General features: G+C 57.9%; 23 protein-coding genes. 18 read left to right on the forward strand and 5 right to left on the reverse strand.

The window, feature by feature from the left end:
- Both B3F77_RS11035 and B3F77_RS20770 read right to left on the reverse strand, forming a co-directional pair.
- On the reverse strand, positions 1–281 hold a 281-nt coding region (locus tag B3F77_RS11035; RefSeq protein WP_293605044.1), incomplete at its 3' end, for a redoxin family protein.
- A gap of 394 nt (positions 282–675) precedes the next feature.
- Positions 676–894, reverse strand: coding sequence for a hypothetical protein (locus tag B3F77_RS20770; RefSeq protein ID WP_349678409.1), 219 nt, complete (start codon positions 892–894; stop codon positions 676–678).
- A gap of 124 nt (positions 895–1,018) precedes the next feature.
- On the opposite strand from B3F77_RS20770, the gene B3F77_RS11045 reads away from it, so the two are divergent.
- Positions 1,019–1,642, forward strand: coding sequence for an isochorismatase family protein (locus B3F77_RS11045; protein ID WP_293605005.1), 624 nt, complete (start codon positions 1,019–1,021; stop codon positions 1,640–1,642).
- Between the two features lie 155 nt (positions 1,643–1,797).
- Here the strand turns inward: B3F77_RS11045 and B3F77_RS11050 are convergent, their stop codons facing one another.
- Entirely contained in the window at positions 1,798–3,531 is a 1,734-nt protein-coding gene (locus tag B3F77_RS11050) for an ABC transporter ATP-binding protein/permease (RefSeq protein WP_293605006.1), read from the reverse strand.
- Between the two features lie 402 nt (positions 3,532–3,933).
- Between B3F77_RS11050 and B3F77_RS11055 the strand changes: the two genes are divergently transcribed.
- The 7 genes from B3F77_RS11055 to B3F77_RS11085 all read left to right on the forward strand — a co-directional run bounded on the left by B3F77_RS11055 (position 3,934) and on the right by B3F77_RS11085 (position 14,579).
- Entirely contained in the window at positions 3,934–4,914 is a 981-nt protein-coding gene (locus B3F77_RS11055; RefSeq protein ID WP_293605007.1) for an MDR family oxidoreductase, read from the forward strand.
- Positions 4,915–4,952: 38 nt separating this feature from the next.
- Positions 4,953–6,878: a propionate--CoA ligase gene (locus B3F77_RS11060; RefSeq protein WP_293605008.1), complete on the forward strand. Its 1,926-nt coding sequence runs from the start codon at positions 4,953–4,955 to the stop codon at positions 6,876–6,878.
- A 204-nt stretch (positions 6,879–7,082) separates the two neighbouring features.
- Positions 7,083–9,983 carry a 2-oxoglutarate dehydrogenase E1 component gene (locus B3F77_RS11065; RefSeq protein WP_293605009.1) on the forward strand — a complete coding sequence of 967 codons (2,901 nt, stop codon included), beginning with the start codon at positions 7,083–7,085 and terminating at the stop codon, positions 9,981–9,983.
- 48 nt (positions 9,984–10,031) lie between these two features.
- Entirely contained in the window at positions 10,032–11,309 is a 1,278-nt protein-coding gene (gene odhB / locus B3F77_RS11070) for a 2-oxoglutarate dehydrogenase complex dihydrolipoyllysine-residue succinyltransferase (RefSeq protein ID WP_293605010.1), read from the forward strand.
- Between the two features lie 63 nt (positions 11,310–11,372).
- Positions 11,373–12,800: a dihydrolipoyl dehydrogenase gene (gene lpdA / locus B3F77_RS11075; RefSeq protein ID WP_293605011.1), complete on the forward strand. Its 1,428-nt coding sequence runs from the start codon at positions 11,373–11,375 to the stop codon at positions 12,798–12,800.
- 46 nt (positions 12,801–12,846) lie between these two features.
- Complete coding sequence (gene zapE, locus B3F77_RS11080; protein WP_293605045.1) at positions 12,847–13,923, forward strand: cell division protein ZapE; 1,077 nt, start codon at positions 12,847–12,849, stop codon at positions 13,921–13,923.
- A gap of 236 nt (positions 13,924–14,159) precedes the next feature.
- Positions 14,160–14,579, forward strand: coding sequence for a hypothetical protein (locus B3F77_RS11085; RefSeq protein ID WP_293605012.1), 420 nt, complete (start codon positions 14,160–14,162; stop codon positions 14,577–14,579).
- Between the two features lie 11 nt (positions 14,580–14,590).
- Here the strand turns inward: B3F77_RS11085 and B3F77_RS11090 are convergent, their stop codons facing one another.
- On the reverse strand, positions 14,591–15,349 hold the full coding sequence (locus tag B3F77_RS11090; protein WP_293605013.1) for a PP2C family protein-serine/threonine phosphatase: 759 nt from the start codon (positions 15,347–15,349) through the stop codon (positions 14,591–14,593).
- An 86-nt stretch (positions 15,350–15,435) separates the two neighbouring features.
- On the opposite strand from B3F77_RS11090, the gene B3F77_RS11095 reads away from it, so the two are divergent.
- Positions 15,436–15,639 carry a DUF465 domain-containing protein gene (locus tag B3F77_RS11095; protein WP_293605014.1) on the forward strand — a complete coding sequence of 68 codons (204 nt, stop codon included), beginning with the start codon at positions 15,436–15,438 and terminating at the stop codon, positions 15,637–15,639.
- On the forward strand, positions 15,639–17,645 hold the full coding sequence (locus B3F77_RS11100) for an ATP-dependent DNA helicase (protein WP_293605015.1): 2,007 nt from the start codon (positions 15,639–15,641) through the stop codon (positions 17,643–17,645). Before B3F77_RS11095 ends, B3F77_RS11100 begins: the two co-directional genes overlap by 1 nt.
- On the opposite strand, the gene B3F77_RS11105 is transcribed toward B3F77_RS11100, so the two are convergent.
- Positions 17,608–18,432, reverse strand: a complete 825-nt coding sequence (locus tag B3F77_RS11105) for an outer membrane protein assembly factor BamD (RefSeq protein WP_293605016.1) — start codon at positions 18,430–18,432, stop codon at positions 17,608–17,610. The genes B3F77_RS11100 and B3F77_RS11105 overlap by 38 nt on opposite strands.
- A gap of 17 nt (positions 18,433–18,449) precedes the next feature.
- Here B3F77_RS11105 and B3F77_RS11110 point away from each other — a divergent pair, with 17 nt between their 5' ends.
- The 8 genes from B3F77_RS11110 (at position 18,450) to ispG (ending at position 26,808) form a co-directional block, all read left to right on the forward strand.
- Positions 18,450–19,484 (forward strand): RluA family pseudouridine synthase, encoded by a 1,035-nt coding sequence (locus tag B3F77_RS11110; RefSeq protein WP_293605017.1) that lies wholly within the window; start codon positions 18,450–18,452, stop codon positions 19,482–19,484.
- 113 nt (positions 19,485–19,597) lie between these two features.
- Positions 19,598–20,338, forward strand: coding sequence for an SMC-Scp complex subunit ScpB (gene scpB / locus B3F77_RS11115; protein ID WP_293605046.1), 741 nt, complete (start codon positions 19,598–19,600; stop codon positions 20,336–20,338).
- Between the two features lie 4 nt (positions 20,339–20,342).
- On the forward strand, positions 20,343–21,947 hold the full coding sequence (locus B3F77_RS11120; protein ID WP_293605018.1) for a pseudouridine synthase: 1,605 nt from the start codon (positions 20,343–20,345) through the stop codon (positions 21,945–21,947).
- 118 nt (positions 21,948–22,065) lie between these two features.
- Positions 22,066–22,491, forward strand: a complete 426-nt coding sequence (gene ndk / locus B3F77_RS11125; protein ID WP_293605019.1) for a nucleoside-diphosphate kinase — start codon at positions 22,066–22,068, stop codon at positions 22,489–22,491.
- A gap of 79 nt (positions 22,492–22,570) precedes the next feature.
- Positions 22,571–23,728 (forward strand): 23S rRNA (adenine(2503)-C(2))-methyltransferase RlmN, encoded by a 1,158-nt coding sequence (rlmN, locus tag B3F77_RS11130; RefSeq protein WP_293605020.1) that lies wholly within the window; start codon positions 22,571–22,573, stop codon positions 23,726–23,728.
- Positions 23,725–24,534 (forward strand): type IV pilus biogenesis/stability protein PilW, encoded by an 810-nt coding sequence (pilW, locus tag B3F77_RS11135; RefSeq protein WP_293605021.1) that lies wholly within the window; start codon positions 23,725–23,727, stop codon positions 24,532–24,534. The genes rlmN and pilW overlap by 4 nt, the downstream gene beginning before the upstream one ends.
- Complete coding sequence (locus B3F77_RS11140; protein WP_293605022.1) at positions 24,527–25,534, forward strand: helix-turn-helix domain-containing protein; 1,008 nt, start codon at positions 24,527–24,529, stop codon at positions 25,532–25,534. Before pilW ends, B3F77_RS11140 begins: the two co-directional genes overlap by 8 nt.
- Positions 25,534–26,808 carry a flavodoxin-dependent (E)-4-hydroxy-3-methylbut-2-enyl-diphosphate synthase gene (gene ispG / locus B3F77_RS11145; RefSeq protein ID WP_293605023.1) on the forward strand — a complete coding sequence of 425 codons (1,275 nt, stop codon included), beginning with the start codon at positions 25,534–25,536 and terminating at the stop codon, positions 26,806–26,808. The genes B3F77_RS11140 and ispG overlap by 1 nt, the downstream gene beginning before the upstream one ends.
- Positions 26,809–26,812 lie beyond the last annotated feature (4 nt).

Raw genomic sequence — 26,812 nt, forward strand, 5'->3', positions numbered from 1 at the left:
TCGGCTTCCTGCGCCTTGCCCCATTCGTTCATCACAAAGGCATCGTTCACCGACAGGCACACCACATCGTCGATGCCGTTGGCCTTGAAAGTGTTTGCGAGTTCGTTGAAACGCGGCAGATGGGTCGATGAACAGGTCGGCGTGTAGGCACCGGGTAAAGAGAAAACTACGACGGTTTTCCCATTAAAGAGGTCTGAGCTTTTAACTTCGACCCATTTCTCGTTCTGGCGCGTTTTGAACGTGACATCTGGAACACGTTGGCCTTCCTTGTTGGGCAGCATTGGAAACTCCTTTGGTTTTAAATTTTCGGTTGAGGGGGGTGTGAAGAACAGCAGGAACAGAAAGTCAGCCATCTGTCAGCCTACTTCTCCAAGCTCTTCGGCCATCTCCTATGAGTTATTATCCCGCCCTGTCATGCGGACGGTGTCGGACAGCGACGACATTGATGTAAGCCTATGCCACAAGCTGGCGCCTGCAGGCCGCTGGCAGGTACACCCGCCGGGCACGCGCGCACCGGTTCCAGGCAATCTCTTTGCTGCCAGCCCTCCAGACTGGCGTAGAGGGAGATGGCGTTCTTGCCGACCGAAAAGCGGGTGCGAGGCGGGGGTGTTGAAGCGTCTCAGGCCACCAGGATGTACGCGAAGTTGCGGCAACTGAGGCGCCGCGGCTGGCGGGTCAAATCTGTGCATTGCCTTGTTGACTTTCTGCGCGATGTTGATTGGCACGAGCATTATTCTGCTGTTCCTGGGCGAAACCGGTGACCGGCCCATCTTCAGAATCGGCACGGTGTGTTTTCTGGCTGAAACTTTGCTGGCTAAGCGGCTGCTCAAGTTTGCTGAATTGCCCGCCCAGTAGCGCGCTCAGCCCCAGAATATGTACAAAAAATGCCTGCAATGCATATGGAACGGGCGCAGTCAGCTATTAAAAGAGTAGCCTGTCTGGGATAAAGGCAAGACAAATCCTCCAACTCGGGCGTCTGGTTTATTCAGAAGCCCCTAACTTTCTTTCAGGAAATAACATGTTGCTTGACGCTGATGACTCCCAACTGGTGCTGGTGGACTACCAGGTTCGCCTGATGCCCGCCATTTTTGAGAATGAACTCGTGATCGCCAATGCGGTGCGCCTGGCCCGCATGGCCCAGGCGCTTGAGGTGCCCGTGTGGGGCACCCGGCAAAACCCCGACAAGCTGGGGCAAAACGTGCCCGAAGTGCAGGCGGCGATTGATGCGGCCGGTGGCAAAATACTGGCCAAGATGCATTTCAGTGCCGTAGCGGATGGCTTGGTCGACTGGCTGCGGCCACCGCTGCGCAAGGCGACTGGCGGCGGCAACGCCCGCAGCCTGCCCAAGCACCTTCAAAAAGCAGCGCCGCCCGAAGAAGCGGGACGGAACATGATCGTGATCGCCGGTTGCGAAGCGCATGTGTGCCTGATGCAGACCGCGCTGGAGCTGCTGGAAGAAGAGTTTGACGTGTGGGTCGTGACCGATGCTTGCAGCTCACACAGCGAGTGCAACCGGGATGCCGCCTTTGACCGGCTGGCCGGCAATGGCGCCGAACTGGTGACGACTGAGATGGTGGCGTTTGAATGGCTGCGCACCTGTGAACACCCGGAGTTCAAGGACGTGCTGGCGTTGGTGAAGTAAATTAATTGGATTCTGACTCTCATGGAACCTTAAGCATCCCATTCGACGGCTGGGGTAGTGGATTGCCGCGCTGCGCTCGCAATGACGACCCGCTTTGCCATCCCGAGGGCGCTTAAGGTCGCGCCATGAGAATCTGACCCTAATACCCCAGATGTTTACGATGCCCAACGGTAGCTGCTTGCCTCGTGTAGCGTCCAGCTGCCGTTACCGGGCAGCTCCAGCACCCGGTGGTGGTGCTTCAGGAGGGTCTGATGGTGGCTGACGCTGATCGGTGTGATCGACAGGCCGGCAAGTTGGCCGTACAGGCACTCCTCATTGGTCGCATCCAGGGCGCTGGTGGCCTCGTCGAGCAGCAGGTAGCGCGGCTTGGCGAGCAAGGCCCTGGCGAAGGCCAGCCGCTGCTGCTCGCCGACCGACAGCACCCTGGCCCAGTCCAGTTCGGCGCACAGGCCGCCGAAGCGCTCAGCCAGCGTCGGCAAGTTCCCCCGCTCAAGCCACTGCAGCAGTTCTTCGTCCGAGATGTTGCGCTCAGTTTGGGGGTAGGTCAGCTGGCAGCGCAGGTCGCCCAGGGGCAGGTAGGGCTGTTGGGGCAGAAACAGCATGTCCGAGCCGGCCGGGCGAGTCACCTCGCCCGAGCCCGTGTTCCACAGCCCGGCAATCACCCGCAACAGCGAGCTCTTGCCTGTGCCGCTGGGCCCGACGATCAGCAGTCCCTCGCCCGGCTTGACGGAAAGCGTGAGCCCTTGAACCAGCAGGTGCTCCCGGTTGGGCGTGAGCACGGTCAGCCGCTCAAGGGCGAGCTCAAAGCCAGGCACGGTATAAATCTGCTGGGGCCCGTCGTCGGTGGCGCTGGCGGGCTGGCCAGCCTCAACACACAAGGCTTCCGAGAACGCATGCAGCCGGTCAACACCGGCGGAAAAGCGGCTAAGGCCCTCGAAGTGCTCAACAATCACCGTCAGTGCGGTCAGGATGGCCGCGAAGGCGCCAGCGGCCTGGATCGCCCGGCCGACCTCCAGATCGCCGGAGAGGACATCGTTTGCAATGATCACGGTGGGCAACACGATGGTCAGGAAACTATGGGCGTACTGGAAGAGGTTGAGCTTGAACTGCCAGCGCAGCACTTGCTGGTAGTTGGCGTAGACCGCCGCGAAAACACGCTGCAGCGCCGACATCTCGCGCGCCTCGCCGTCGTGGAAGGCAATCGGCTCAGCGTGTTCGCGCACCCGCACCAGGCTGAAGCGAAAGTCTGCCTCGCGCTGCAGTTGGCGAAAGTTCAACCCGATTAGCCGCTTGCCGAATACCGCGCCCGTGAATACGGTACTGAACATCGCATAGCCGACCAGGAAGTAAACCAGCCCCTGCGAGATGGTCCACAGCACGCTGGAAAAGGCGACCAGGTCGATCACCGAGCCCAGCACGATCATCGAGAAGTAGAGCGACTGCTGGGTGAAGCTGTTGATGTCTTCGGCGATGCGCTGGTCGGGGTTATCGATGCCGGTGGTGTTGAGCCGGTAATAGGCGCGCTGGCTGAAATAGCGTGCCAGAAAGCTGTGCGTCAGCCAGCGGCGCCAGCGCAGCCCGAGCGTGTCGCGCACGTAGTAGTACAGGGCATAGATGGGCACCGCTGCCACGAGGATGGCCGTGTAGCGCCAGATCGAGGCCCAGAAGCGATCGGTATCGCCCGCGGCCAAGGCCGAGGTGAATTCGCCCGTCTCCTGGTTGAACAGCACGTTGAAGGCGGTCTGCCCCAGCAGTAACAGGATCAGCAGGGCCAGCATGCCCCTGGCACGCCAGCGTTCATCCGAGAGCCAGTAAGGCCGCGCGATCGTGACGAAGCGTCGCCACAAGCGGGCGTTGAAGCCGGGTTTTTCTTCTGTTGTCGTTGGCATCTGCATCTGTTAGCACATCGTAAGGCTTGCTTTCAGGATTGCCAACTGGGAAACGAATGCATAGTTAAACAGACTCGTGCTCCAGTGCCATGCCTTGTCTGCTCAGTGTCGAACATAGCTCGATAACCTCCTCTGGGAAATTAATTAGGGTCGGAATCGAAATAAAGAACCCCGCACCAAGGGGCGGGGTTCTTTATTGGAAAAAATGCCTCAAGCCCAATAGATACGGAGGCAAGCAGCTATTGATCTGATAGCACCCATCAGCGCATCGCCATCCATGGCCAATAGCCGTCAGCTTGCAGCAAGACCGCTGTTCATAATTAAGAATTCAGTTTCGACTTTTTAGACGCCATTTCATCGTCTTTTGCCTGACTTTTTGTGGTCACTTCCCGGAGACATTCCTTGTTCAAGTCCCTTCAACTCAGCAAATCCGACGCCGGCTTTTCGGCCGACATCACCGAAATCGAAGAATCCCAATTGCCGGCAGGCGACGTGCTGGTCCAGGTCGATTATTCAAGCCTGAACTACAAGGATGGCCTGGCCATCACCAACAGCGGCCCCGTGGTGCGCAACTGGCCCATGGTGGCCGGTATCGATGGGGCGGGCCTGGTACTGGAGTCCACCCACGCGGCCTGGAAGGCCGGGGACCGGTTTGTTCACAACGGCTGGGGTCTGGGCGAAACCCGCTGGGGATTGATGGCTGAACGTGCCCGCTTGCAGGGCGACTGGCTGGTGAAGTTGCCGCAGGCGTTCACCACGCGTCAGGCCATGGCGATTGGCACGGCGGGCTACACGGCCATGCTTTGCGTGCTGGCGCTGGAACAACATGGCATCAAGCCCGGCGTTAGCGAGGAAGTGCTGGTGACGGGCGCCACCGGCGGTGTGGGCAGCGTGGCAGTGGCCTTGCTCAGCAAACTGGGCTATACCGTGGTGGCAGCTACCGGCAAGGCCAGCGAAGAAAACTATTTGAAGCAGCTCGGTGCTACCCGTGTGATGGACCGGTCTGAACTGTCGGCACCGGGTAAACCGCTGCAAAAAGAGCGCTGGGCCGCGGTGGTGGATGCCGTGGGCTCGCACACATTGGCCAATGCCTGCGCGCAAACCCGTTATGGCGGTGTGGTGGTGGCCTGCGGGCTGGCGCAAGGCGCGGATTTTCCGACGACCGTGATGCCTTTTATTCTGCGCGGCATCACACTGGCCGGTATCGACAGCGTAATGGCGCCACTCGCGCGCCGCCAACTTGCCTGGGATCGCCTGGCGCAAGACCTGGACCCTGTCAAGCTCGAATCCATGGTTGAAGAAGTCCCCCTGGCCCGCGTTGCGGAAAAAGCTGCGGAATTGATGGCGGGCAAGATTCGCGGTCGTGTCGTCATCAAGATTTGAATCTGAACAAGTCGTAAAAACAAAACTGGAGATAAGTCATGAGCAACGCGACCACAACCTACGCCGACTTTTACCGGCAATCCATAGACAAGCCCGACGCTTTCTGGGCAAGCCAAGCCAAACTGATTGACTGGTTCAAACCCTTTGATCGGGTCTGCAACTATGACAACCCACCGTTTGCACACTGGTTCGAAGGGGGCCAAACCAACCTTTGCTACAACGCCGTGGACCGTCACCTCAAGGACCGGGCTGACCAGGCGGCGCTGATTTGTGTTTCAAGCGAAACAGGCCAGGAAAAGACCTACACCTTTAAAGAGCTGCATGTGGAAGTGCAGCGCATGGCGGCAAGCTTCAGGGCGCTGGGTGTGCAAAAAGGTGACCGCGTATTGATCTATATGCCCATGATTGCCGAAGCGGCATTTGCCATGCTGGCCTGCGCGCGCATGGGTGCGATTCACTGCGTGGTGTTTGGCGGTTTTGCCAGCGGCTCGCTGGCCTCGCGCATTGACGATGCGACACCAAAAGTGATTGTGAGTGCCGATGCCGGTTCGCGCGGTGGCAAGGTGGTGCCGTACAAGCCGCTGCTGGACGAGGCAATACGACTGTCCAGCCACAAACCCGAAGCCGTGCTGCTGGCCGACCGCAAGCTGGCGCCCATGGCGATGGTGGCGGGGCGCGACCACCTGTGGAATGAGCTACGCGAAACGCATCTTGATGCGCAGGTTTCCTGTGAGTGGATGAACTCCACGGACATCAGTTACACCATTTACACCAGTGGAACCACGGGCAGGCCCAAAGGCGTGCAGCGTGACACGGGCGGCTATGCCGTGGCGCTGGCGGCCAGCATGAAGCACATCTTTGATGGGCGTGCCGGCGAAACTTATTTCTCAACCAGCGACATTGGCTGGGTGGTGGGTCACAGCTATATCGTTTATGGGCCACTCATTGCCGGCATGGCGACCATCCTGTACGAAGGCCTGCCGACGCAAGGCATGGACGGCAAGCCCGATGGCGCCATTTGGTGGAGCCTGGTGGAAAAATATCGCGTCACGGTGATGTTCAGCGCACCCACTGCGGTGCGTGTGCTGAAAAAGCAGGACCCGGCCTTGCTCAAAAAACACGATCTTTCCAGCCTGCGCGCACTGTTTCTGGCAGGCGAGCCGCTGGACGAACCCACGGCGCGCTGGATCAGCGAGGGGCTCAATGTTCCCATCATCGACAACTACTGGCAAACCGAAAGCGGCTGGCCGATTTTGACCATTGCCAACGGTGTCGAGGAAAAAGCCAGCAAGTTTGGCAGCCCCGGTGTTCCGATGTATGGCTACCGCGTCAAGCTGCTGCACGAATCCACCGGCGAGGAGCTGACCAAGCCTGGCGAAAAAGGCGTGGTGGTGCTGGAAGGCCCCACGCCCCCCGGCTTCATGCAAACAGTATGGCAAGACGACGAGCGCTTCGTCGCCACCTACTGGAAGACTGTGCCTGGCAAGATGGTCTACAGCACTTTTGACTGGGGCATACGTGACAAAGACGGCTATTATTTTATTCTCGGTCGTACTGACGACGTGATCAATGTGGCGGGCCACCGGCTGGGCACGCGCGAGATTGAAGAAAGTATTTCCGGACATCTGCAGGTAGCCGAGGTGGCGGTGGTTGGGGTGGCCGATGCGCTAAAAGGTCAGGTAGCCATGGCCTTTGTCGTGCCCAAGGATGCAGGTCTATTGCAGGACAGCGCAGCGTCGCTCAAACTTGAAAAAGAGATCATGAAGCGCGTGGACGATGATCTGGGCGCGGTAGCGCGGCCCGCCAGGGTTCGCTTTGTGACAGCCTTGCCCAAGACCCGCAGTGGCAAACTGCTGCGCCGCGCCATACAGGCGGTGTGTGAAGGCCGCGATGCCGGAGATTTGACCACGATGGACGATCCGGCAGCGTTGGAGCAGATCAGGGACAGGGTAGCCGCCGCGTGATGGAAAGGAGCGGTTTGAGTGGGGTGCAGCTCAAGATCACACTCAAGTTGTCTCAACTAGAGAAAATCTGTTTTCGGTGGCACAATCTAAGCTGTCTGAAGGCCCTTCCTGTGTCACAGTCGCATCCGCTAATCGGTCCAGCCGTGTTGCGGAAGGTTAATTAACCAGCTAATGTTTCCCCAAGGGAAACGAAGGTCAGCGGATATGAGTTCCAGCACGCAGTCGCCTGCATCTGCACCGGCGTCTATTTACACAGCCTACCAAGGCAACACCTATCTTTTCGGCGGCAATGCGCCTTATGTCGAAGAGATGTACGAAAATTACCTCGCCAACCCCGGCAGTGTGCCTGACACCTGGCGCGAGTATTTTGACGCCCTGCAGCATGTTCCTGCGGTTGATGGCAGCAACGCCAAGGACGTCCCGCACCTGCCGGTCGTCAACGCCTTTGCCGAGCGCGCAAAACAGGGCCTGACCAAGGTTGTGGTCGCCAGCGCCGACTCGGAAATGGGGCGCAAGCGCACAGCTACCCAGCAACTGATCGCCGCTTATCGCAATGTAGGTGTCCGTTGGGCCGACCTGGACCCCCTCAAGCGCGCTGAGCGCGACAAGATTCCTGAGTTGGAGCCTTCGTTTTACGGTTTTTCTGATGCCGACCAGGAAACGGTGTTTAACACGAGCAACACCTTCTTCGGCAAAGAAACCATGAGCTTGCGCGAGCTGATGAACGCGCTGCGCGAAACCTATTGCGGCACGATTGGCGCCGAATACATGTATGCCACCGACCAGAACCAGAAGCGCTGGTGGCAGCAAAAGCTCGAGAGCATCCGAAGCAAGCCCAATTTCACTACGGAAAAGAAGCTTCACATCCTGGAGCGGATCACTGCAGCCGAAGGCCTTGAGCGCTTTTTGCACACCAAGTATGTGGGCCAAAAACGTTTCTCGCTGGAAGGCGGTGAAAGCTTTATCGCCAGCATGGACGAGCTGATCCAGCGCGGTGGTGAAGTCGGCGTGCAGGAAATCGTCATTGGCATGGCGCACCGGGGCCGCCTGAATGTTCTGGTCAATTCCCTGGGCAAAGTGCCGGCTGACCTGTTTGCCGAGTTTGACCATACCGCACCAGAAGATCTGCCCAGCGGTGACGTGAAATACCACCAGGGTTTCAGTTCAGATGTGACGACCGCAGGCGGTCCCGTCCATCTGGCGCTGGCATTCAACCCTTCACACCTGGAAATTGTGAACCCCGTGGTGGAAGGCTCGGTGCGCGCCCGCATGGACCGCCGGGCTGATCCGAAGGGCTTGCAAGTGCTGCCGGTGCTGGTGCATGGCGACGCCGCTTTTGCCGGACAGGGCATAGTCATGGAAACACTGGCGCTGGCTGAAACCCGTGGCTACTTCACCGGCGGTACCGTGCACATCGTCATCAACAACCAGATCGGCTTTACCACCAGCGACCCACGTGACAGCCGTTCCACGCTGTATTGCACCGACGTGGTCAAGATGATTGAAGCGCCTGTGCTGCACGTCAACAGCGATGACCCGGAGGCCGTGGTGCTGGCCACCCAGCTGGCGCTCGAGTTCCGCATGGAATTCCAGAAAGATGTCGTCGTCGACATCATTTGCTTCCGCAAACTGGGCCATAACGAGCAGGACACGCCCGCGCTGACCCAGCCGCTGATGTACAAAAAGATCGCGCAGCACCCTGGCACGCGCCGTCTGTATGCCGACAAGCTGACGGCGCAAGGCATGGGCGAAACGCTGGGTGAAGGTATGGTCAAGGCCATGCGCGTGGCGCTTGATGCTGGCAAGAGCACGTTTGACCCTGTGCTGACCAATTTCAAGAGCAAGTACGCGGTTGACTGGATCCCTTATCTGGGCAAGAAGTGGACCGATGCGGCAGACACTGCCATACCCGTGGCCGAGTGGAAACGTCTGGCCGACAAAATTACCGCTATCCCTTCCAGCGTGACACCTCACCATCTGGTCAAAAAAGTATACGACGACCGTGCCGCCATGGGCCGCGGTGAAGTCCCCGTGGACTGGGGAATGGGCGAGCACATGGCGTTTGCCTCACTGGTTGCCAGCGGCTACCCGGTGCGTCTGTCAGGCGAAGACTCCGGACGCGGTACCTTCACGCACCGCCATGCCGTGATTCACGATCAGAGCCGCGAGAAGTGGGATACCGGCACTTATGTGCCGTTGCAGAACGTCGCCGAGAACCAGGCCCCGTTTGTAGTGATCGACTCGATCCTGTCCGAAGAAGCTGTGCTGGCGTTTGAGTATGGCTACGCGTCCAATGATCCGAACACCCTGGTGATCTGGGAGGCCCAGTTCGGCGACTTCGCCAACGGTGCGCAGGTCGTGATTGACCAGTTCATCGCCTCTGGCGAGGTGAAGTGGGGCCGTGTCAACGGCATCACGCTGATGCTGCCGCATGGCTACGAGGGCCAGGGACCTGAGCACAGCTCGGCGCGCCTGGAGCGCTTCATGCAGCTGTCTGCCGACACCAATATTCAGGTGGTTCAACCCACTACCGCCAGCCAGATCTTCCATGTGCTGCGTCGCCAGATGGTGCGCAACTTGCGCAAGCCGCTGGTGATCATGACGCCCAAGTCCTTGCTGCGTAACAAGGATGCGACCTCGCCGCTGTCCGAGTTCACCAAAGGCAGCTTTCAGACTGTCATTCCGGAGAACAAGGAAGAGATCAACAAAAAGTCTGACAAGGTCAAGCGCGTGATTGCCTGCTCAGGCAAGGTCTATTACGACTTGGCCAAGAGGCGCGAGGAAAAGGGCGCTGACGATGCCGTGATTTTGCGCATCGAGCAACTCTACCCGTTCCCGCACAAGGCTTTTGCGGCCGAGCTGAAAAAGTACCCCAATGTCGCCGACATCGTATGGTGCCAGGACGAGCCGCAAAACCAGGGCGCCTGGTTCTTTGTGCAGCATTACATCCACGAGAACATGCTCGAAGGCCAGAAACTAGGCTACTCAGGTCGCGCCGCATCGGCTTCTCCCGCCGTGGGTTACTCGCATCTGCATCAGGAACAGCAAAAAGCGCTGGTGGACGGCGCCTTCGGCAAGCTCAAGGGTTTTGTCATGACCAAATAAGGTCGCGACAAACTCCTGAAACACAAGAATACACCTGAAAGAATCGAAATGGCTATCGTAGAAGTCAAAGTTCCCCAACTGTCCGAGTCTGTGGCGGAAGCCACCATGTTGCAGTGGAAAAAGAAGGTCGGCGAGGCAATTGCCGTAGACGAAATCCTGATTGAAATCGAAACCGACAAAGTTGTGCTGGAAGTGCCCGCGCCGTCAGCTGGCGTGCTGACCGAGCTGCTCGTTCCCGATGGTGGCACGGTGGTATCGGATCAGGTGATCGCGAAAATTGATACCGAGGGCAAGGCAGGGGCGGCTGCGCCAGCACTTGCGTCCGGCGCGCCTGCTGCTGCTACTGCTCGGGCACCGGCGCCTGCGCTTGCTTCTGCCCCGGCAGCAGGCGGATCCATGGCTGGTGTGGCTATGCCGGCTGCTGCCAAATTGATGGCAGACAACAAGCTGGTGGCAGGTTCTGTGTCTGGCACCGGCAAGGATGGCCGTGTCACCAAGGGCGATGTTCTGGGTGCAACGGCGGCAGGTGCTACTAAATCAATAGCATCCACTGTAATACCTACGGTCGTCCAAATCACTGCTTTACCGAAAGTAGCAGCGCCTGCCAGGCCCGTCGATTTGGGCGAGCGTCCCGAGCAGCGCGTGCCCATGAGCCGCCTGCGCGCCCGTATTGCCGAGCGCCTGCTGCAGTCGCAATCGACCAACGCCATCCTGACTACCTTCAATGAAGTCAACATGGCGCCGGTGATGGAAATGCGCAAACGTTTCCAGGAAAAGTTTGAAAAAGAGCATGGTGTCAAAATCGGATTCATGAGCTTTTTCGTCAAGGCGGCCGTGCATGCGCTGAAAAAATACCCCGTGCTTAACGCCTCGGTGGACGGCAACGATATCGTTTACCACGGCTATTTCGACATCGGGATTGCTGTTGGTTCACCGCGCGGCCTGGTTGTGCCCATCCTGCGCAATGCCGACCAGATGAGCTTTGCCGACATCGAGAAGAAGATCGCTGAATACGGTGCCAAGGCGCGTGACGGCAAGCTGGGCATTGAAGAGATGACGGGGGGTACCTTCTCCATCTCCAACGGCGGCGTGTTTGGCTCCATGCTGTCCACCCCCATCATCAACCCGCCGCAGTCCGCCATTTTGGGCGTGCACGCCACCAAAGACCGTGCCGTCGTTGAAAATGGCCAGATTGTGGTTCGCCCGATGAACTACCTTGCCATGAGTTACGACCACCGCGTCATCGACGGCCGCGAAGCGGTGCTGGGCCTGGTGGCCATGAAAGAGGCGCTGGAAGATCCGGCCCGTCTGCTGTTCGATATTTGATACTTGTCGGGGCGGGCTGGCGCAGCTTGACTGCCAGCCTTGTTTCCAATTCACTGGAAAAACATGTTTAAACAATTTGACGTGATCGCCATTGGTGGCGGTCCTGGCGGCTATATCGCCGCCATTCGCGCAGCTCAGTTAGGCTTTAACGTCGCCTGTATTGATGAGTGGAAGAACAGCAAGGGTGGCCCGGCACTGGGCGGCACTTGTACCAATGTGGGCTGTATTCCTTCCAAAGCCTTGCTGCAATCTTCAGAAAACTACGATCAGGCAGGTCACCACTTTGCCGAGCACGGCATTGAGGTGAAGGGACTGAGTCTTGATGTTGCAAAGATGCTGAGCCGCAAGGATATGGTCGTCAAGCAGAACAACGATGGCATTGCTTACCTATTTAAAAAGAACAAGGTCACGTTCTTCCATGGTCGTGGCTCCTTTGTGGCTGCCAAAGACGGCAGCTACGACATCAAGGTTGCAGACGCTTCAGAGGAAATCATTTCCGGCAAGCACATCGTTGTGTCCACGGGGTCGAATGCCCGTGCATTGCCTGGCACTCCGTTTGATGAAGTAAATATTCTTTCGAACGAAGGTGCGCTGCGCCTCGGTGCCGTACCCAAGAAGCTCGGTCTGATTGGCTCGGGCGTGATTGGGCTGGAAATAGGTTCAGTCTGGCGTCGTCTTGGTGCCGAAGTCACCGTTCTGGAAGGTCTGCCCACGTTTTTGGGTGCGGTGGATCAACAGATCGCCAAGGAAGCCCACAAAGCTTTCGTGAAACAGGGTCTGAAGATTGAACTCGGCGCAAAGGTTGGCGAGATTAAATCCGGCAAAAATGGCGTGTCCGTCGCCTATGTCAATGCAAAAGGTCAGGCTCAGACACTGGAAGTCGACAAACTGATTGTCTCGATTGGCCGGGTGGCCAACACCATCGGTCTCGCACCCGATGCGGTTGGCCTGAAGCTCGATGAGCGCGGCGCCATCGTGGTCGATGGTGAATGCAGAACCAATTTGCCCAATGTATGGGCGGTCGGTGACGTGGTACGCGGCCCGATGCTGGCGCATAAAGCCGAAGAAGAGGGCGTTGCGGTGGCTGAGCGCATCGCGGGCCAGCATGGTCATGTCAACTTCAACACCATCCCCTGGGTGATTTACACCAATCCCGAAATTGCGTGGGTCGGCCAAACTGAAGAGCAACTGAAAGCGGCTGGGCGCGCCTACAAGGTCGGTACTTTCCCCTTTATGGCCAATGGCCGTGCGCGTGCCATGGGTGACACCACTGGCATGGTGAAGATGCTGGCAGATGCTGCAACCGATGAAATTCTGGGGGTTCACATCGTGGGACCATTCGCCAGTGAGCTGATTTCCGAATGCGTGGTGGCCATGGAATTCCGTGCCAGCAGCGAGGACATTGCCCGCGTTTGCCACGCTCATCCATCCTTGAGCGAAAGCACGAAAGAGGCGGCGCTGGCAGTTGAAAAGCGCTCCCTGAATTTCTGACTGTCCGGGTACAGAATCGGTGACTGAACTGGTGCGCTCAGCCTATATGGCTGAACTCGCAACACGGGGATTCACCAGTGACCCTGCACAATTGCGTGCCATCGATGCTCTGGAGCGCTGCTCGGCTGAATGGGCGACGTTCAAGGCGAGGAGATCGAACGCTCTCAAGAAGTTGATCAACCGGCCCGAGGTTCCCCGTGGCGTGTACATGCACGGGGGGGTGGGGCGGGGCAAAAGCTTCCTGATGGATTGCTTTTATGGCGCCGTGCCGCTCAAACGCAAGACCCGGCTGCATTTTCATGAATTCATGCGTGAAGTGCACCGAGAGCTGCAGGACCTGCAGGGCACGGTGAACCCACTCGATGAGTTGGCAAAGCGTATCGCCAAACGCTACCGGCTGATTTGCTTCGACGAGTTCCATGTGGCGGACATTACCGATGCCATGATTCTTCATCGGCTGTTGACCGCCCTGTTTGACAACGGTGTGGGTTTTGTGACAACGTCCAATTTTCATCCCGATGATCTTTATCCCAACGGCCTGCACCGGGACCGTATTCTTCCCGCCATTGAGATGTTGAAGGCCAAGCTGGAGGTGATCGGTGTCGACAATGGAACAGACTACCGAAGGCGTACGCTGGAGCAGGCAACCCTTTATCACACACCACTCGGCCCCGAGGCAGATGCCGAGATGACGGAAACTTTTAAATCTCTGGCGGAGTCACAGGATGAAAATCCGGTTTTGCAGATTGAATCGCGGCAGATCAAGGCCAGACGGAAGGCGGGAGGCGTGGTGTGGTTTGATTTCAGGACCTTGTGTGGCGGGCCGCGCTCGCAAAACGACTACTTGGAGATTGCCAGCCAGTTTCATACCGTGTTGTTGAGTGATGTACCCCACATGCCGGTCAGATTGGCCTCCGAAGCCAGGCGTTTTACCTGGCTGGTGGATGTTTTATATGACCGGCGTGTCAAGCTGATTATGTCGGCCGCGGTGGCACCCGATGCGTTATATATTGAAGGGCCTTTGGTACATGAATTTCCGCGCACCGTTTCGCGGCTCAACGAAATGCAGTCGATGGAATTCCTAGCCTTGGAGCACAGAAACGTGGATACGACACTGACATGAAACAATTTGCCATGTTGCTTTTCTTTGCCACGCTGAGTATGCTTGCGGGCGCGCAAACCGGCGTGCAAATGGTTCCCCCTGCGGCCCAGCAGGGCACCCTGGATGCGGAGCGTGCAAGAATCAGTGCTGAGCGAGCCAGGCTGGAGGCGGATTTTTTAGCGGAAGACGCAGCCTGTTACAAAAAGTTTGCCGTCAATAGCTGCCTGGGTGACGTCAATTCCAGGCGACGGGAAGCGATGGCAGACCTGCGGCGGCAGGAAATTTCGCTCAACGATGAGGAGCGAAGAATCAGAGGCGCGGAACAGATCCGGAAAACCGAGGAAAAATCGTCGCCTGAAAGGCAGCAGGAAGCGGCAGATCGTCGCGCTAAAGCCATGGAGGATTACCAGTCGCGACTGGATAGGGAACAGAAAAAGCGCGATGAGCGGGCCACAGCCCAGTCCAGTGAAAAGGCCAATAGCGAGGCAAGTGCTGAAAGGCTCAAGGGCAATCAGGGGAAAACCCAGGCGCGAACCGACAAGCAGGCTGCGGCCGCCGAAGAAGCCAAAAAATTCAATGTGCGCCAGAAAGAAGCCCAGGAGCGGCGGGCCCAGTACGAAAGCGATCGGCTGAAGCGGGTCAAGCCCCCCGCGAAATCCTTGCCCTTGCCCGAGTAAGTAAGCGCTGCTTAGCTCAAAGGCTCGAGCTTGACGATTATCAGCGACAGATTGTCACCGCCGCCCCGTGCGCGTGATCTGGCTTTCTGGATCAGGAATTCGGTCGCTTCGCGAGGTGACAACATGGAAAGGGCAGACCCCATTTCGCTGGCACTGAAATAGTGCCAGAGTCCATCACTGCAAGCCAGGAGAATGTCATCCGGACGCAATTGCGGGATGAAGTGCTGTGTGATGGGAGGTGCCTCCTCTGTTCCCAGACAACCCATCAGAATATTCGATTGGGGATGGACATTGGCCTCGTCATCGGTAATCTCACCCTTGTCGACCAGAGTTTGCACATACGAGTGATCCACCGTTCTGTGGACCAGCTTGCTGCCCTGGTAGTGGTAGATCCGGGAGTCACCGGTATGCACCCAGTGGCAGTCTCCGCCTGGATTGATCAGAAACGCTGCCAGTGTGCTGTGGGGCTCCTGTTCAGCCGAGATGGCAGTCAGTTTGATGACAATATGAGCTTCTTCAATGATCTGCTTGAGCATTGAAGGCGCGTCATCAGTAGTCGGCGCATAACGTTCAAAAAGCTGTTTGGCTGTCAGCATGACCTGGTCAGACGCTTTGCGCCCGCCGCTACGGCCACCCATGCCGTCAGCAACGATGCCCAGCATGCAGCCAGGAAACCGTGGGTGACTTAACAGGTTGACCTGGTCCTGCTGATAGTCCCGGTCACCTTTGTGGATGCCGGTGGACGCTGTGATTCGATAACCTTTGGACATTGTGTAGTCGTTCAAGCCGCGAGGGCTCGATTTATGGAGGCAATCAACGTATTATCTGATGAAGCAGCGCGCATGGATAAATAACCTTGGACTTAAATTTACATTCCCCGGAACGGCAGCTGATCGAACTAAAAATTGAGCAGGCAGACTGCAATGCCTTGGTAGACATGACGGTGCATACCCTGCCCATTGACGAACTGCTGCTCAGGCGTCTCAAAAAACGTCGCCTTCAGCTTCGTGACCAGATCTCGCAGCTTGAATTATCTTTGGACACTCCCGAGTCTGCCTGATGAATCTAGCGTATGAAGTGGAAGAGGCTTTTGCCCTGGGTGGCGTTTTATCGCGCGCGGCGGAGCATTTTGTGCCGCGTAGCGGCCAGACCGAGATGGCTTTGGCAGTGGCGCGTGCCATTGAAGGCGCCTATCCCCTCGTGGTGGAAGCCAGCACGGGCGTAGGTAAGACATTTTCATATCTGGTGCCTGCATTGCTGAGTGGTGAGCGGGTTTTGCTGTCTACCGCGACCAAAGCGTTGCAAGATCAGCTGTTTGGCCGCGATTTACCCCGCTTGGTGAAGGCGTTTGGGCTGCCGGTGCGTACGGCGCTGCTCAAAGGGCGGGCGAGCTATTTATGCCTGCATCGCATGGAAATGGCTCGCCAGGAGGCGCATCTGCCCGATGGCGTGTCGGTGCGTGCACTGGCAAGGATTGAAGAGTGGTCCCAAGTGACACGGACCGGCGATCTGGCGGAACTCCCTGGGCTGGATGAGCGTTCACCGGTGATCCCCTTTGTCACATCGACGCGGGAGAACTGTCTGGGTGCGCAATGCCCGCGTTTTCGTGCGTGTCATGTGAACCTTGCCCGCAGAGAGGCTATGGCCGCGGACGTGGTGGTCATCAACCATCATCTGTTTTTTGCTGACCTGGCAGTTCGCGAGTCGGGCGTGGCTGAGCTACTGCCCTCGGTGCGCATTGCGATTTTTGATGAAGCGCACCAGTTGAATGAAACAGGCGTGCAATTTCTGGGGAGAAACCTGACCACAGGTCAATTGCTGGACTTTTCCCGTGACATGCTGGCTGCAGGACTGCAACTGGCCCGCGGTCTGGTCGACTGGCAAGGGGTCGTTGCCGCCACCGAGCAGGCGGCCCGTGAACTGCGCTTGTGTGCCGGCAAGCAGTATCCCGGCACCAAGCTGCGCTGGACCGGAGAAACGCCTGATGGCCTGAGTGCTGTCGTCTGGACGCAGGCACTGGAAGCGGTTCATGCCGCCTGCATGCAGGCATGCGCAGCGCTTGATAGGGTCAGCGAGATTGCACCTGACTTTGTTCGACTTTATGAGCGTGCCACTGAATTGGCAGAGCGGGCTGAAAACTTTGTCAACGCCTGTGAGCCGGGTTGTGTGCGCTGGGTCGATGTGGGTACGCAGTTGCGGCTTGTCGAATCACCGCTGGATATTTCAAAGGCTGTAAAGAGCAAGGTGTTGGGTGCCGCAGGGGATGCTGCGAAATCCTGGATATTTACCTCTGCAACGCTCGGTGACGATGACAAGCTCACATGGTTCACCCAGCCTTGTGGGCTGGCGGATGCCGAAGTGTTGCGGGTCGGCAGCCCTTTCGACTATGAACGTCAGGCCGCGGTGTATGTTCCGCAAGACTTTCCCAAGCCCAGCGATCCTTCCCATACGGCAAAGGTCGCAGAGTCCGCGGCAGCATGGTCGAGGCAATTGGGAGGGCGCACCATGGTGCTGACCACCACGTTGCGGGCTTTGCGGGCGATTGGCGACGCGCTCCAGGTCGCTTTCGAGTACTCGGGTGATATGGAGGTGCTCGTTCAGGGGAACATGCCCAAACGGGTCCTGATTGAGCGCTTTCGGGAAGGGAATACCAATGGTGGCAGAGCCTGCGTGTTGGTTGCATCGGCGTCGTTCTGGGAGGGTATTGATGTGCCCGGTGATGCGCTTCAGTTGGTCATCATCGACAAGCTGCCTTTTCCTCCGCCGAACGATCCTTTGGCCGAAGCCCGCTCGAAGCTGTTGGAGTCACAGGGGCGCAGTGCGTTTAACGACTATTTTCTGCCCGAGGCTGCCGTGGCACTCAAACAAGGGGCCGGGCGCTTGATACGCCGGGAAACCGATCAGGGCATATTGGTGGTATGTGACAGCCGCCTGGTTTCCATGGGCTACGGGCGGCGTTTGCTGAGAGCGCTTCCTCCGATGCAAAGACTGATATCGGAGCAAGAGTTGATGGACCGGCTTGAGAGTCTTACCAGAACTTGTACCAGGGGTTGTCTGCAGACTTGAAACCTTTGCTCATGTACTGGCTTTGTGGATACGTCTTTTCCATGATGCGACGGGTGTCATCGCGCAGTTCGGCCATGCCCAGTGCATCGTAGGATTTGTAAAGAATGTAGGTGGCTTCTTCGAGCGCCGGAACGTCGCGGTAGTCGGAAATTGCACTCTGGGCCCGATTGATGGCGGCGATGTAGGCACCGCGGGAATAGTAGTACCTGGCCACATTGACTTCCGATTGAGCCAATGAATTCACGATATAGTTCATGCGCAAGCGTGAGTCCGGCGCATAGCGTGAATCCGGGAAGCGGGTCACCAGTTCCTTGAACGATTCAAACGATTCTTTGGCCGCTTTCTGGTCGCGCTCCGACAAGTCCTGGCGCGAGATGAACCCGAAAATGCCAAGATTGTCATTAAAGTTCACTAGGCCTTTGAGGTACAGCGCGTAATCCATGCCGGGACTGGCCGGGTGTAGCTTCATAAACCGGTCCAGTGTTGAAGCTGCTTGGGCCTGTTCGCCACCTTTGTACTGGGCATACGCCTTCTCAAGCTGGGCTTGCTGCGCAAGAGGGGTTCCGGCGGCACGGCCTTCCAGCTTCTCATAAAGGGGAATGGCCTTGTCGTAGGCGCCGGAGTTCGCTTCATCCTTGGCTTCAGCGTAAATCTTGTTCGGACTCCAGGAGGCAGTGAGATCCGGCGCTGGGGTGCTTGAGCAGCCGGCGATTACAAAAGACAATGCGCAAACGGCTGCAACAAGCGGCAATGCATTTGGAACAACCGATAATTTGGTGGAAAACATTGCAATTGACCTTCTTGATGACTGATTCTGAACAAAGCAAATTTATTATATCGAGCGCTGTTGCAGCCAATGGCCTGCTAGACAAAGCTCAGGATGAGGGAGGCAGCAGCGCTGAGATGGAATTGCGGCGGGTGATGGTTCCTGCCGAGAGCCATGGTAGCCGTCTTGACCGGGCCTTGGCTGGCATTGTGCCTGAGTTCTCCCGCAACTATCTCCAGCAATTGATCGAGGCCGGGGTGGTGCAACTGGGCGGCTTGGCGGTGACCAAAACATCCACCAAGGTCAAGGCAGGGGATGAACTCACCATTGAGTTGCGGCCTACGCCGCAAAGTCAGGCATTCAAGCCTGAAGCCATGGCGCTGGAAATTGTGTTTGAAGACCCGTATTTATTGGTGATCAACAAGCCTGCTGGGCTGGTCGTGCATCCAGCGCCCGGTAACTGGAGTGGCACCTTGCTCAATGGATTGTTGGCGTATGACCCTCATGCCTCCTTTTTACCGCGTGCCGGTATCGTACACCGCCTTGACAAAGACACCAGCGGGCTGATGGTGGTGGCCCGCCAGCGAAAGGTGATGGACCAGCTGGTAGACCTGATCGCAGCCCGAAACGTGCACAGGGAATATATCGCACTGGCACATGGCGCATGGCAGGGCGCGCGAACCCGCCAAGTGGACGCGGCGATAGGCCGTGATCCCCGTAACCGCCTGCGTATGGCGGTGGTTGATCTCGAAAAAAATTCCGGCAAGGCGGCTTCTACGGTGGTATCGCTGCTGCAAAGCGGAGAACGGCACTGCTTGGTGAAGTGCAAGCTGCATACCGGCCGCACCCATCAAATCCGGGTTCACATGGCGTTTCTGGGTCATCCCTTGGTGTCTGATGGGCTTTATGGGGGGGCGGTTGCGGGCGGCTTGAACCGGCAAGCACTGCACGCATGTCGGCTGGCGTTTGAGCATCCCGTCACGGGTGCCATGCTGGAGTTCAGGTCGCAGCCGCCCGCTGACTTGCAAGCGGCCATCGTGGATTTGGGCCTGATATACAATCAAACTTCGTAGTTTTCGACTACCCGCACATGGCGCCCCTAACTAGGAGACCGCGCATGGATGCAATGCGAGGACATGCGCTTGTCCTGGCCTTTTTCCCGCCTTTTTTCGGAACGACCACAATCATGAATACGACGGATGCGAAGCGCGTCCTCGAAACAGCCCTTATTTGCGCGCAGCAACCGCTGCCTTTACGCGAAATGGGTGTCTTGTTTAACGGGGTACTGACTGCCGACAGCCTCAAGCTGGTGCTTGAAGACCTGCAAAACGACTGGTCAGGACGTGGTGTGGAACTCGTTCATGTGGCTACGGGCTGGCGCTTTCAAAGTCGGCCGCAAATGCGCGAATACCTGGACAGGCTCCATCCTGAAAAACCTCCCCGCTACAGTCGGGCGACCCTGGAAACGCTTGCAATCATCGCGTACCGCCAGCCGGTAACGCGCGGCGACATGGAAGATATACGCGGCGTCACGATCAACAGCCTGCTTCTCAAGCAATTGGAGGATCGTGGTTGGGTGGAGGTGATCGGTCACCGGGAAACCGTAGGCCGGCCCGCGCTTTACGCAACCACCAGGCAGTTTTTGGATGATTTGGGCGTCGAATCCCTGGACCAGCTTCCTGTGATGGACAGCACCTCAGGTCAGGTTTCAATGCTTGAACAAATCGAGTTTGGTATTGCGGAACCCGTACCGATGCATCCGGCGGAGCTGGCTGCTTCATTGGAATCCGCCGACAGCGAAATCGCTGGGCTGGAATCATACCCCGGCACGCCAGAAATTCAGGAAGACTCGGCGCCGGATGCCGGCAAGCCTTCTGAACACGATTCCCATGATCAAGAAGCCAGTAATTCTCACGCAGGAATGTAAAAGCATGAATCAGCAAGACCAACCGGTTTCCGAAATCCTGGCTACGCCTGACAAAGAGCCAAATAAGGCCGTAGCGCCTGAGCAGACTGCGCGGGAAGCTCCTGATTTGATAGCTGCTGGCGAACTGGAGGAGTCCTCCATGCCAAAACCTGCTGTCGAACGACGCGTTCCAGTGGCTCCGGCAACCACCATCCGGTTTGAAGACGTGGTGACCGGTCAATTTGACGCAGACGAAGACGATGTGGCGCTTGAGTTGCCAAAACGGGTATTGATGCCGCAGCCCGAAACCCCCAAGTTGCACAAAGTACTGGCGCAAGCCGGGTTGGGTTCCAGGCTGGAAATGGAGCAGTTGATTCTTGAAGGGCGCATTTCGGTCAATGCCGAGCCCGCCCACATTGGGCAGCGCATCCAGTTTGGCGATACCGTCAAGGTGAATGGCAAGCCCATTCGGGTGCGTATTGAGCCGCCACCTCCCCGCGTTATTGCGTACCACAAGCCCATCGGGGAGGTCGTAACGCACGACGATCCGCAAAACCGGCCGACCGTGTTCCGGCGGCTGCCCAAGCTGTTTCAGGGTAAATGGCAGTCCGTCGGGCGTCTTGACCTGAATACCGAAGGCCTGCTGCTTCTGACGAGTTCTGGCGAGTTGGCCAATAAGCTGATGCATCCGCGGTTTGGGCTTGAGCGCGAATACGCCGTGCGTGTGTTGGGTGCCCTGAATAATGAGGAGAAAAAACGCCTGCTCGAGGGCGTGACGCTCGATGACGGCGTGGCGCAGTTCAGCTCGATCGAGGCTGGCGGCGGTGAGGGGGCCAATTGCTGGTACCGGGTCACCATTTCTGAGGGGCGTAACCGCGAGGTTCGGCGCATGTTTGAAGCGGTGGGCCATGCAGTAAGCCGGCTTATTCGGATCCGATACGGTGCCATGCTTTTGCCGCGTGGGCTTAAGCGGGGTGCATTCGTTGAACTCGACGAGCGTGATATCTGGGCGCTGACCAGCGCGGTGACTCGTTCCGAATCTCGCGCCGATCCGCGAGGAGCGCCCAAACAGACCTTCCCCCCGGGTGAGGGCGGTGATGAGCGTCGTCGGGGCCAGGGCCCACGCGGAAATGATCGTTCGCGCGGCGCCCGTGGTCGGCCTCAGGTCACCGATGCTGGCCAACCCGATGCATTGCCCCAAGCCGGGGCCGAGCAGGAGCCGAATGATCTGCAACCGCCCATGAACAGGATGGATTCCGCGCCCAGAGGCAACAGGCGTCGCGGCGGAAAAGGACGTAGCCAGGGCGGCAATGTCGGAGCCGGCTCCCGGTCTGGGCAGCCGACGGGCAATGGTGGCTCGCAGGGGCCAAAGCGGCGCGATGAACGTGGAGACCGGAGCGACAAAGGTACCGGCGGCGCACAGCCTGATCCCATGAAAACGTCGTTTGGCTATATCGGTGCGGATACCTTCACAAGGCAGCGGCAAGACCAGGGGCAACGGCGCAGTGGCGGCGGTGGCAACGCAGGCGGTATGGGCGGTGGTGGTGACCAGCGTCGTGGTGGTGGCAATAGCGGTGGGAACCGCGGAGGCGGTAATCGAGGCGGTGGAAACCGCAGCGGAAATCGCTGAATGTCTCAGAAGCACTCCATTTCGCAGGGGGTGCTCTGAACTCATGAGTCCACAGGTTAAAATCATAGGCTTTATTCAATTTTTGAATAATTTAAAAATCCAAGGTTAAGGAAAATTCATGGCGATCGAACGCACTCTCTCCATTATCAAACCCGACGCGGTGGCAAAAAATGTGATTGGTCAAATCTATGCACGTTTTGAAGCCGCTGGCCTGAAGGTCGTCGCAGCCAAGATGGTTCACTTGTCGCAGAGGGAAGCCGAAGCTTTCTACGCAGTGCACAAAGAGCGTCCTTTCTTCAAGGATCTGGTTTCGTTCATGATTTCCGGCCCGGTGATGATCCAGTCGCTGGAGGGTGAAGGTGCCGTCCTGAAGAACCGCGATCTGATGGGTGCTACCGACCCGAAGAAGGCTGCTGCCGGCACCATTCGCGCCGATTTCGCCGACAGCATTGATGCCAATGCCGTGCATGGCTCTGACGCCGTCGAAACTGCCCAAGCTGAGATCGCGTTCTTCTTCCCCGGCATGAACGTTTACTCTCATTAATCATGCTCGTCCCCATGCTTTGCTTCCCTTTATCAGGGTCGTCGCTTGCTTGGGGCGGCCCAGCTTATCGCGCGCTGCGATGACGGCCAACCTGCTTGGCTACGATCTTGATGGTCTGACCGCCTTTTGCGAGCAGCTCGGCGAAAAGCGCTTTCGCGCCACACAGCTGTTTCGCTGGATTCATCAAAAAGGTGCGACCGATTTTGAGCAAATGACAGATCTGGCAAAGTCTTTGCGCGAAAAGCTTGCAGGCTCGGCCCATGTTCAAGGACCGAAGGTGGCGTCCCGCCACGAGTCGGCTGACGGCACCATCAAATGGTTGTTTGATGTTGGGGCAGGCGATGTCATTGAGACCGTCTTCATCCCCGAAGCTGATCGCGGAACCTTGTGCATTTCATCCCAGGTCGGTTGTGCCGTGGGTTGCCGGTTTTGTTCGACCGGGCATCAGGGTTTTAGCCGCAATCTCACCACCGGGGAAATTGTCTCCCAGTTGTGGTTCGCAGAGCACTTCCTGCGTCAGCATCTGGACAGGCAAAACCGGCAAGAGCGCGTGATTTCTAACGTGGTCATGATGGGCATGGGCGAGCCCTTGCAGAACTATTCGCAACTAGTGCCAGCATTGAGAGTCATGCTGGATGACCATGGCTATGGTTTGTCCCGCCGACGGGTGACGGTGTCGACCTCCGGCGTCGTGCCCATGATGGATCGGCTGGCCGAGGATTGCCCTGTGGCGCTTGCTGTGTCGCTGCACGCACCACAGGATGCGCTGCGAGACAACCTCGTTCCGCTGAACAAAAAATACCCAATCGCGGAGTTGCTGGAGGCCTGCACCCGCTACCAGGCGGCGGCGCCACGCGACTTCATCACGTTTGAATACTGCATGCTTGACGGGGTTAACGACCAGCCTGAGCACGCGCGCCAGCTGGTGTCCCTGATGCAAACGTATTTTGCACACGGCCTGTCGTGCAAATTCAACCTGATTCCGTTCAATCCATTTCCGGTCTCTGGCCTGAGGCGTTCGGATATGTCGCAGGTTGCATCATTCGCAAAAATCCTGATGGATGCGGGCATCGTGACTACCGTCCGGAAAACCCGCGGCGATGATATTGACGCAGCCTGCGGGCAGCTGGCTGGTGATGTTCAGGACCGGACCGGCGTGGACCGGCGCATGGCAGCGCAACGGCAAGGTATGCTCGGGGGCATCAAGGTGGTTGTGGTCAAGGGGATGGATGTATGAGGTTTGTCGCCAATGTGATCTGGATGTCAGCCTGCTGGGTTGCTATGTTGCTGGCGGGGTGCGCTAATCAACCAGGCACCTCAGGGGCATCGGGTAACCGAAATGACATCGTCACCGAGTCGGATGAACCCGATCAACGTCGGCGCGCCCGGCTGCGGCTTGAGCTGGCCACTGGTTATTTCGAACAGGGGCAGACCAAAGTTGCGCTTGATGAAATCAAGCAATCGCTGGCCACAGATCCAACTTTTGTGGACGCTTTCAACCTGCGCGGGCTGGTGTACATGCGGCTCAACGACATTCCGCTGGCAGAAGACAGTTTTCGCCGTGCGCTCGCGCTGAATTCGCGCGATGCAGACGTAGCGCACAACTATGGGTGGCTTCTTTGCCAGCAAGGCCGCTACAACGAATCATTCAAGTTTTTTTCGCAGGCTGCGGCCAATCCCACCTACAGCGGAAAAGCCAAAACGCTGATGACTCAAGGTGTGTGCCAGGTTCGCGCAGGTCAGCGTGCCGAGGCTGAGCAAAGCCTGATGCACTCTTATGAGCTTGATGCGGGCAACCCTGTCACCGGGTACAACCTGGCCAATCTTCTTTACGAGCGCGGTGAGTTGACGCGAGCACTGTTTTATATCCGCCGTCTGAACAACAGTGAATTAGCCAATGCTCAAACCCTCTGGCTGGGTATCAAGACCGAGCGAAAGCTGAACAATCGGGAGGCGATGTTGCAATTGGCCGAGCAGCTAAAAAAACGTTTTGCGCAGTCCCCTGAGGCCGCTTCCTACGAAAAAGGTTCATTTGATGAGTGACCTTGATCCCGTGCTGGCTGGACACTCTGATGCAGAGACTGCTGCTTCCGGCTTCAGCAGCCGCCAAAACACGACCGGGTCGGCACCCACAGCAGGTGCATTGCTTCGCGGTGCGAGGGAGGCGGCAGGTATGCATATCGCAGCATTGGCGGGGTTGCTCAAGATTCCTGTAAAAAAACTGGAAGCGCTGGAGCATGACCAGTTTGACCTATTGCCCGATGCTGTTTTCGTGCGAGCGCTGGCCTCCAGCGTATGTCGAACCTTGAAGCTAGACGCGGTCCATGTGCTTGAACGGCTGCCTCCAAGCAGCGCCCCCAAGCTGACATCCCAAGGCGCAGGCATCAACACGCCGTTTCGTTCGTCGGGTGACGGTCAGCGGCCGTCTCTAGGGTCGCGGGTTTCGCGGCCCGCCGTTCTCGTCGGCCTTGCCTTCTTGCTGGGCGCGCTGGTATTGATTTTCCTGCCCCCCATCAAGCAGGACGCCGCGTCAGGCCACCTTGTTGCAGACGGATCACCCCCTAGCGGCGAGTCCCTTAAACTGATGCCTGCAACAGTGGTCATGGCGGGTGTAGGCTTGGCGGACCGTACCAAGTCTGTGGCATCAACGCAGCAAGCCAGCAAACCCGTAGCAGTCGCCACTGCTGCCACTACAGCGGGCTTGCCGTCCACCGGGTCTGTCACGTCCGCAGCACCTGTATCAACCCAGGCGTCAGTCTCTGTTCCTGTACCTGCACTAACTTTGGCAAATTCAACCGCGGCATCCGCCGACATCGTGACCTTCCGCGCGAAAGGTGAATCCTGGGTTGAGGTGACCGACGCGAAAGGCTCAGTCTTGCTGCGCCGCATCCTGACCGCCGGAGAGCGCGCCAGTGCATCCGGCGCGTTGCCGCTGGCCGCTGTGGTCGGCAGGGCTGATGCGGTTCAGGTTCAAGTGCGCGGACAGGCACTTGACCTGATTGCAGTAGCCAGAGATAACGTGGCCCGATTTGAGGTGAAATAGTGCAGCCCTGTATTCCCATAGAGTCGGCTTGTCCGAAAGCACGGCGTTCCATTCAGGCTCAGGTTGTCTGGGGCTCCCGTGTCGTAACTGTAGGTGGCGATGCTCCGGTCCGTGTTCAGTCCATGACCAACACGGACACGGTGGATGCCATTGGTACCGCCATTCAAGTCAAGGAGTTGGCTCTGGCTGGCTCAGAAATGGTTCGCATCACCGTCAATACGCCCGAGGCGGCCGAGGCTGTACCGCACATACGGGAGCAACTGGACCGCATGGGCATCGATGTGCCGCTGATTGGTGACTTTCACTACAACGGCCACCGCCTGCTGACTGATTATCCAGCCTGTGCCGAAGCGCTGTCCAAATACCGGATCAACCCTGGTAATGTGGGCAAGGGCGACAAGCGCGACAGGCAGTTCGGCCAAATGATTGAAGTGGCCATGCGCTGGAACAAACCCGTGCGTATTGGGGTGAATTGGGGCAGCCTTGACCAGGAGTTGTTGGCCAGCCTGATGGACGACAACAGTGCGCGTGCCACCCCTTGGGACGCCAAACAGGTCATGTACGAGGCGCTGATTACCTCGGCGATCGATTCTGCCCGGCGTGCCGAGCACATGGGCATGCGCCGCAACCAGATCATCTTGTCCTGCAAGGTCAGCGGCGTTCAGGACCTGATCTCGGTGTACCGTGAATTGGCTCAACGCAGCGACTACGCACTTCACCTTGGGTTGACCGAAGCCGGCATGGGAACCAGGGGCACGGTGGCATCTGCAACGGCTCTGTCCATTTTGCTGCAGGAAGGTATTGGCGACACTATTCGCGTTTCTTTGACTCCCCAGCCAGGGGAGGCGCGTACTCAGGAAGTAGTGATTGCTTCCGAAATTATCCAGGCACTGGGCTTGCGCACCTTTGTACCCAGTGTGACGGCGTGCCCTGGGTGCGGCCGTACCACCAGCACAACTTTTCAGGAACTGACCAAGCAGATCGACGACTTTTTGCGCGCACAGATGCCGGTCTGGCGTGCGCAATACCCGGGCGTCGAAGGGCTCAAGGTCGCCGTGATGGGCTGTATCGTCAATGGCCCGGGTGAAAGCAAGCATGCCGACATAGGCATCAGTCTGCCCGGTTCTGGCGAAGCACCGGCTGCTCCGGTATTTATTGATGGCGAAAAAAGACTGACCTTGCGTGGTGAGAACATTGCGCAGGAGTTTCAGGTCATCGTTGAAAGCTACATTGAAAAACGCTTTGGCACGCAAACCGTCGCTGAAGTTGCCTAATACT

The sequence above is a fragment of the Polaromonas sp. UBA4122 genome (assembly GCA_002381615.1).
Classification (GTDB): domain Bacteria; phylum Pseudomonadota; class Gammaproteobacteria; order Burkholderiales; family Burkholderiaceae_C; genus Polaromonas.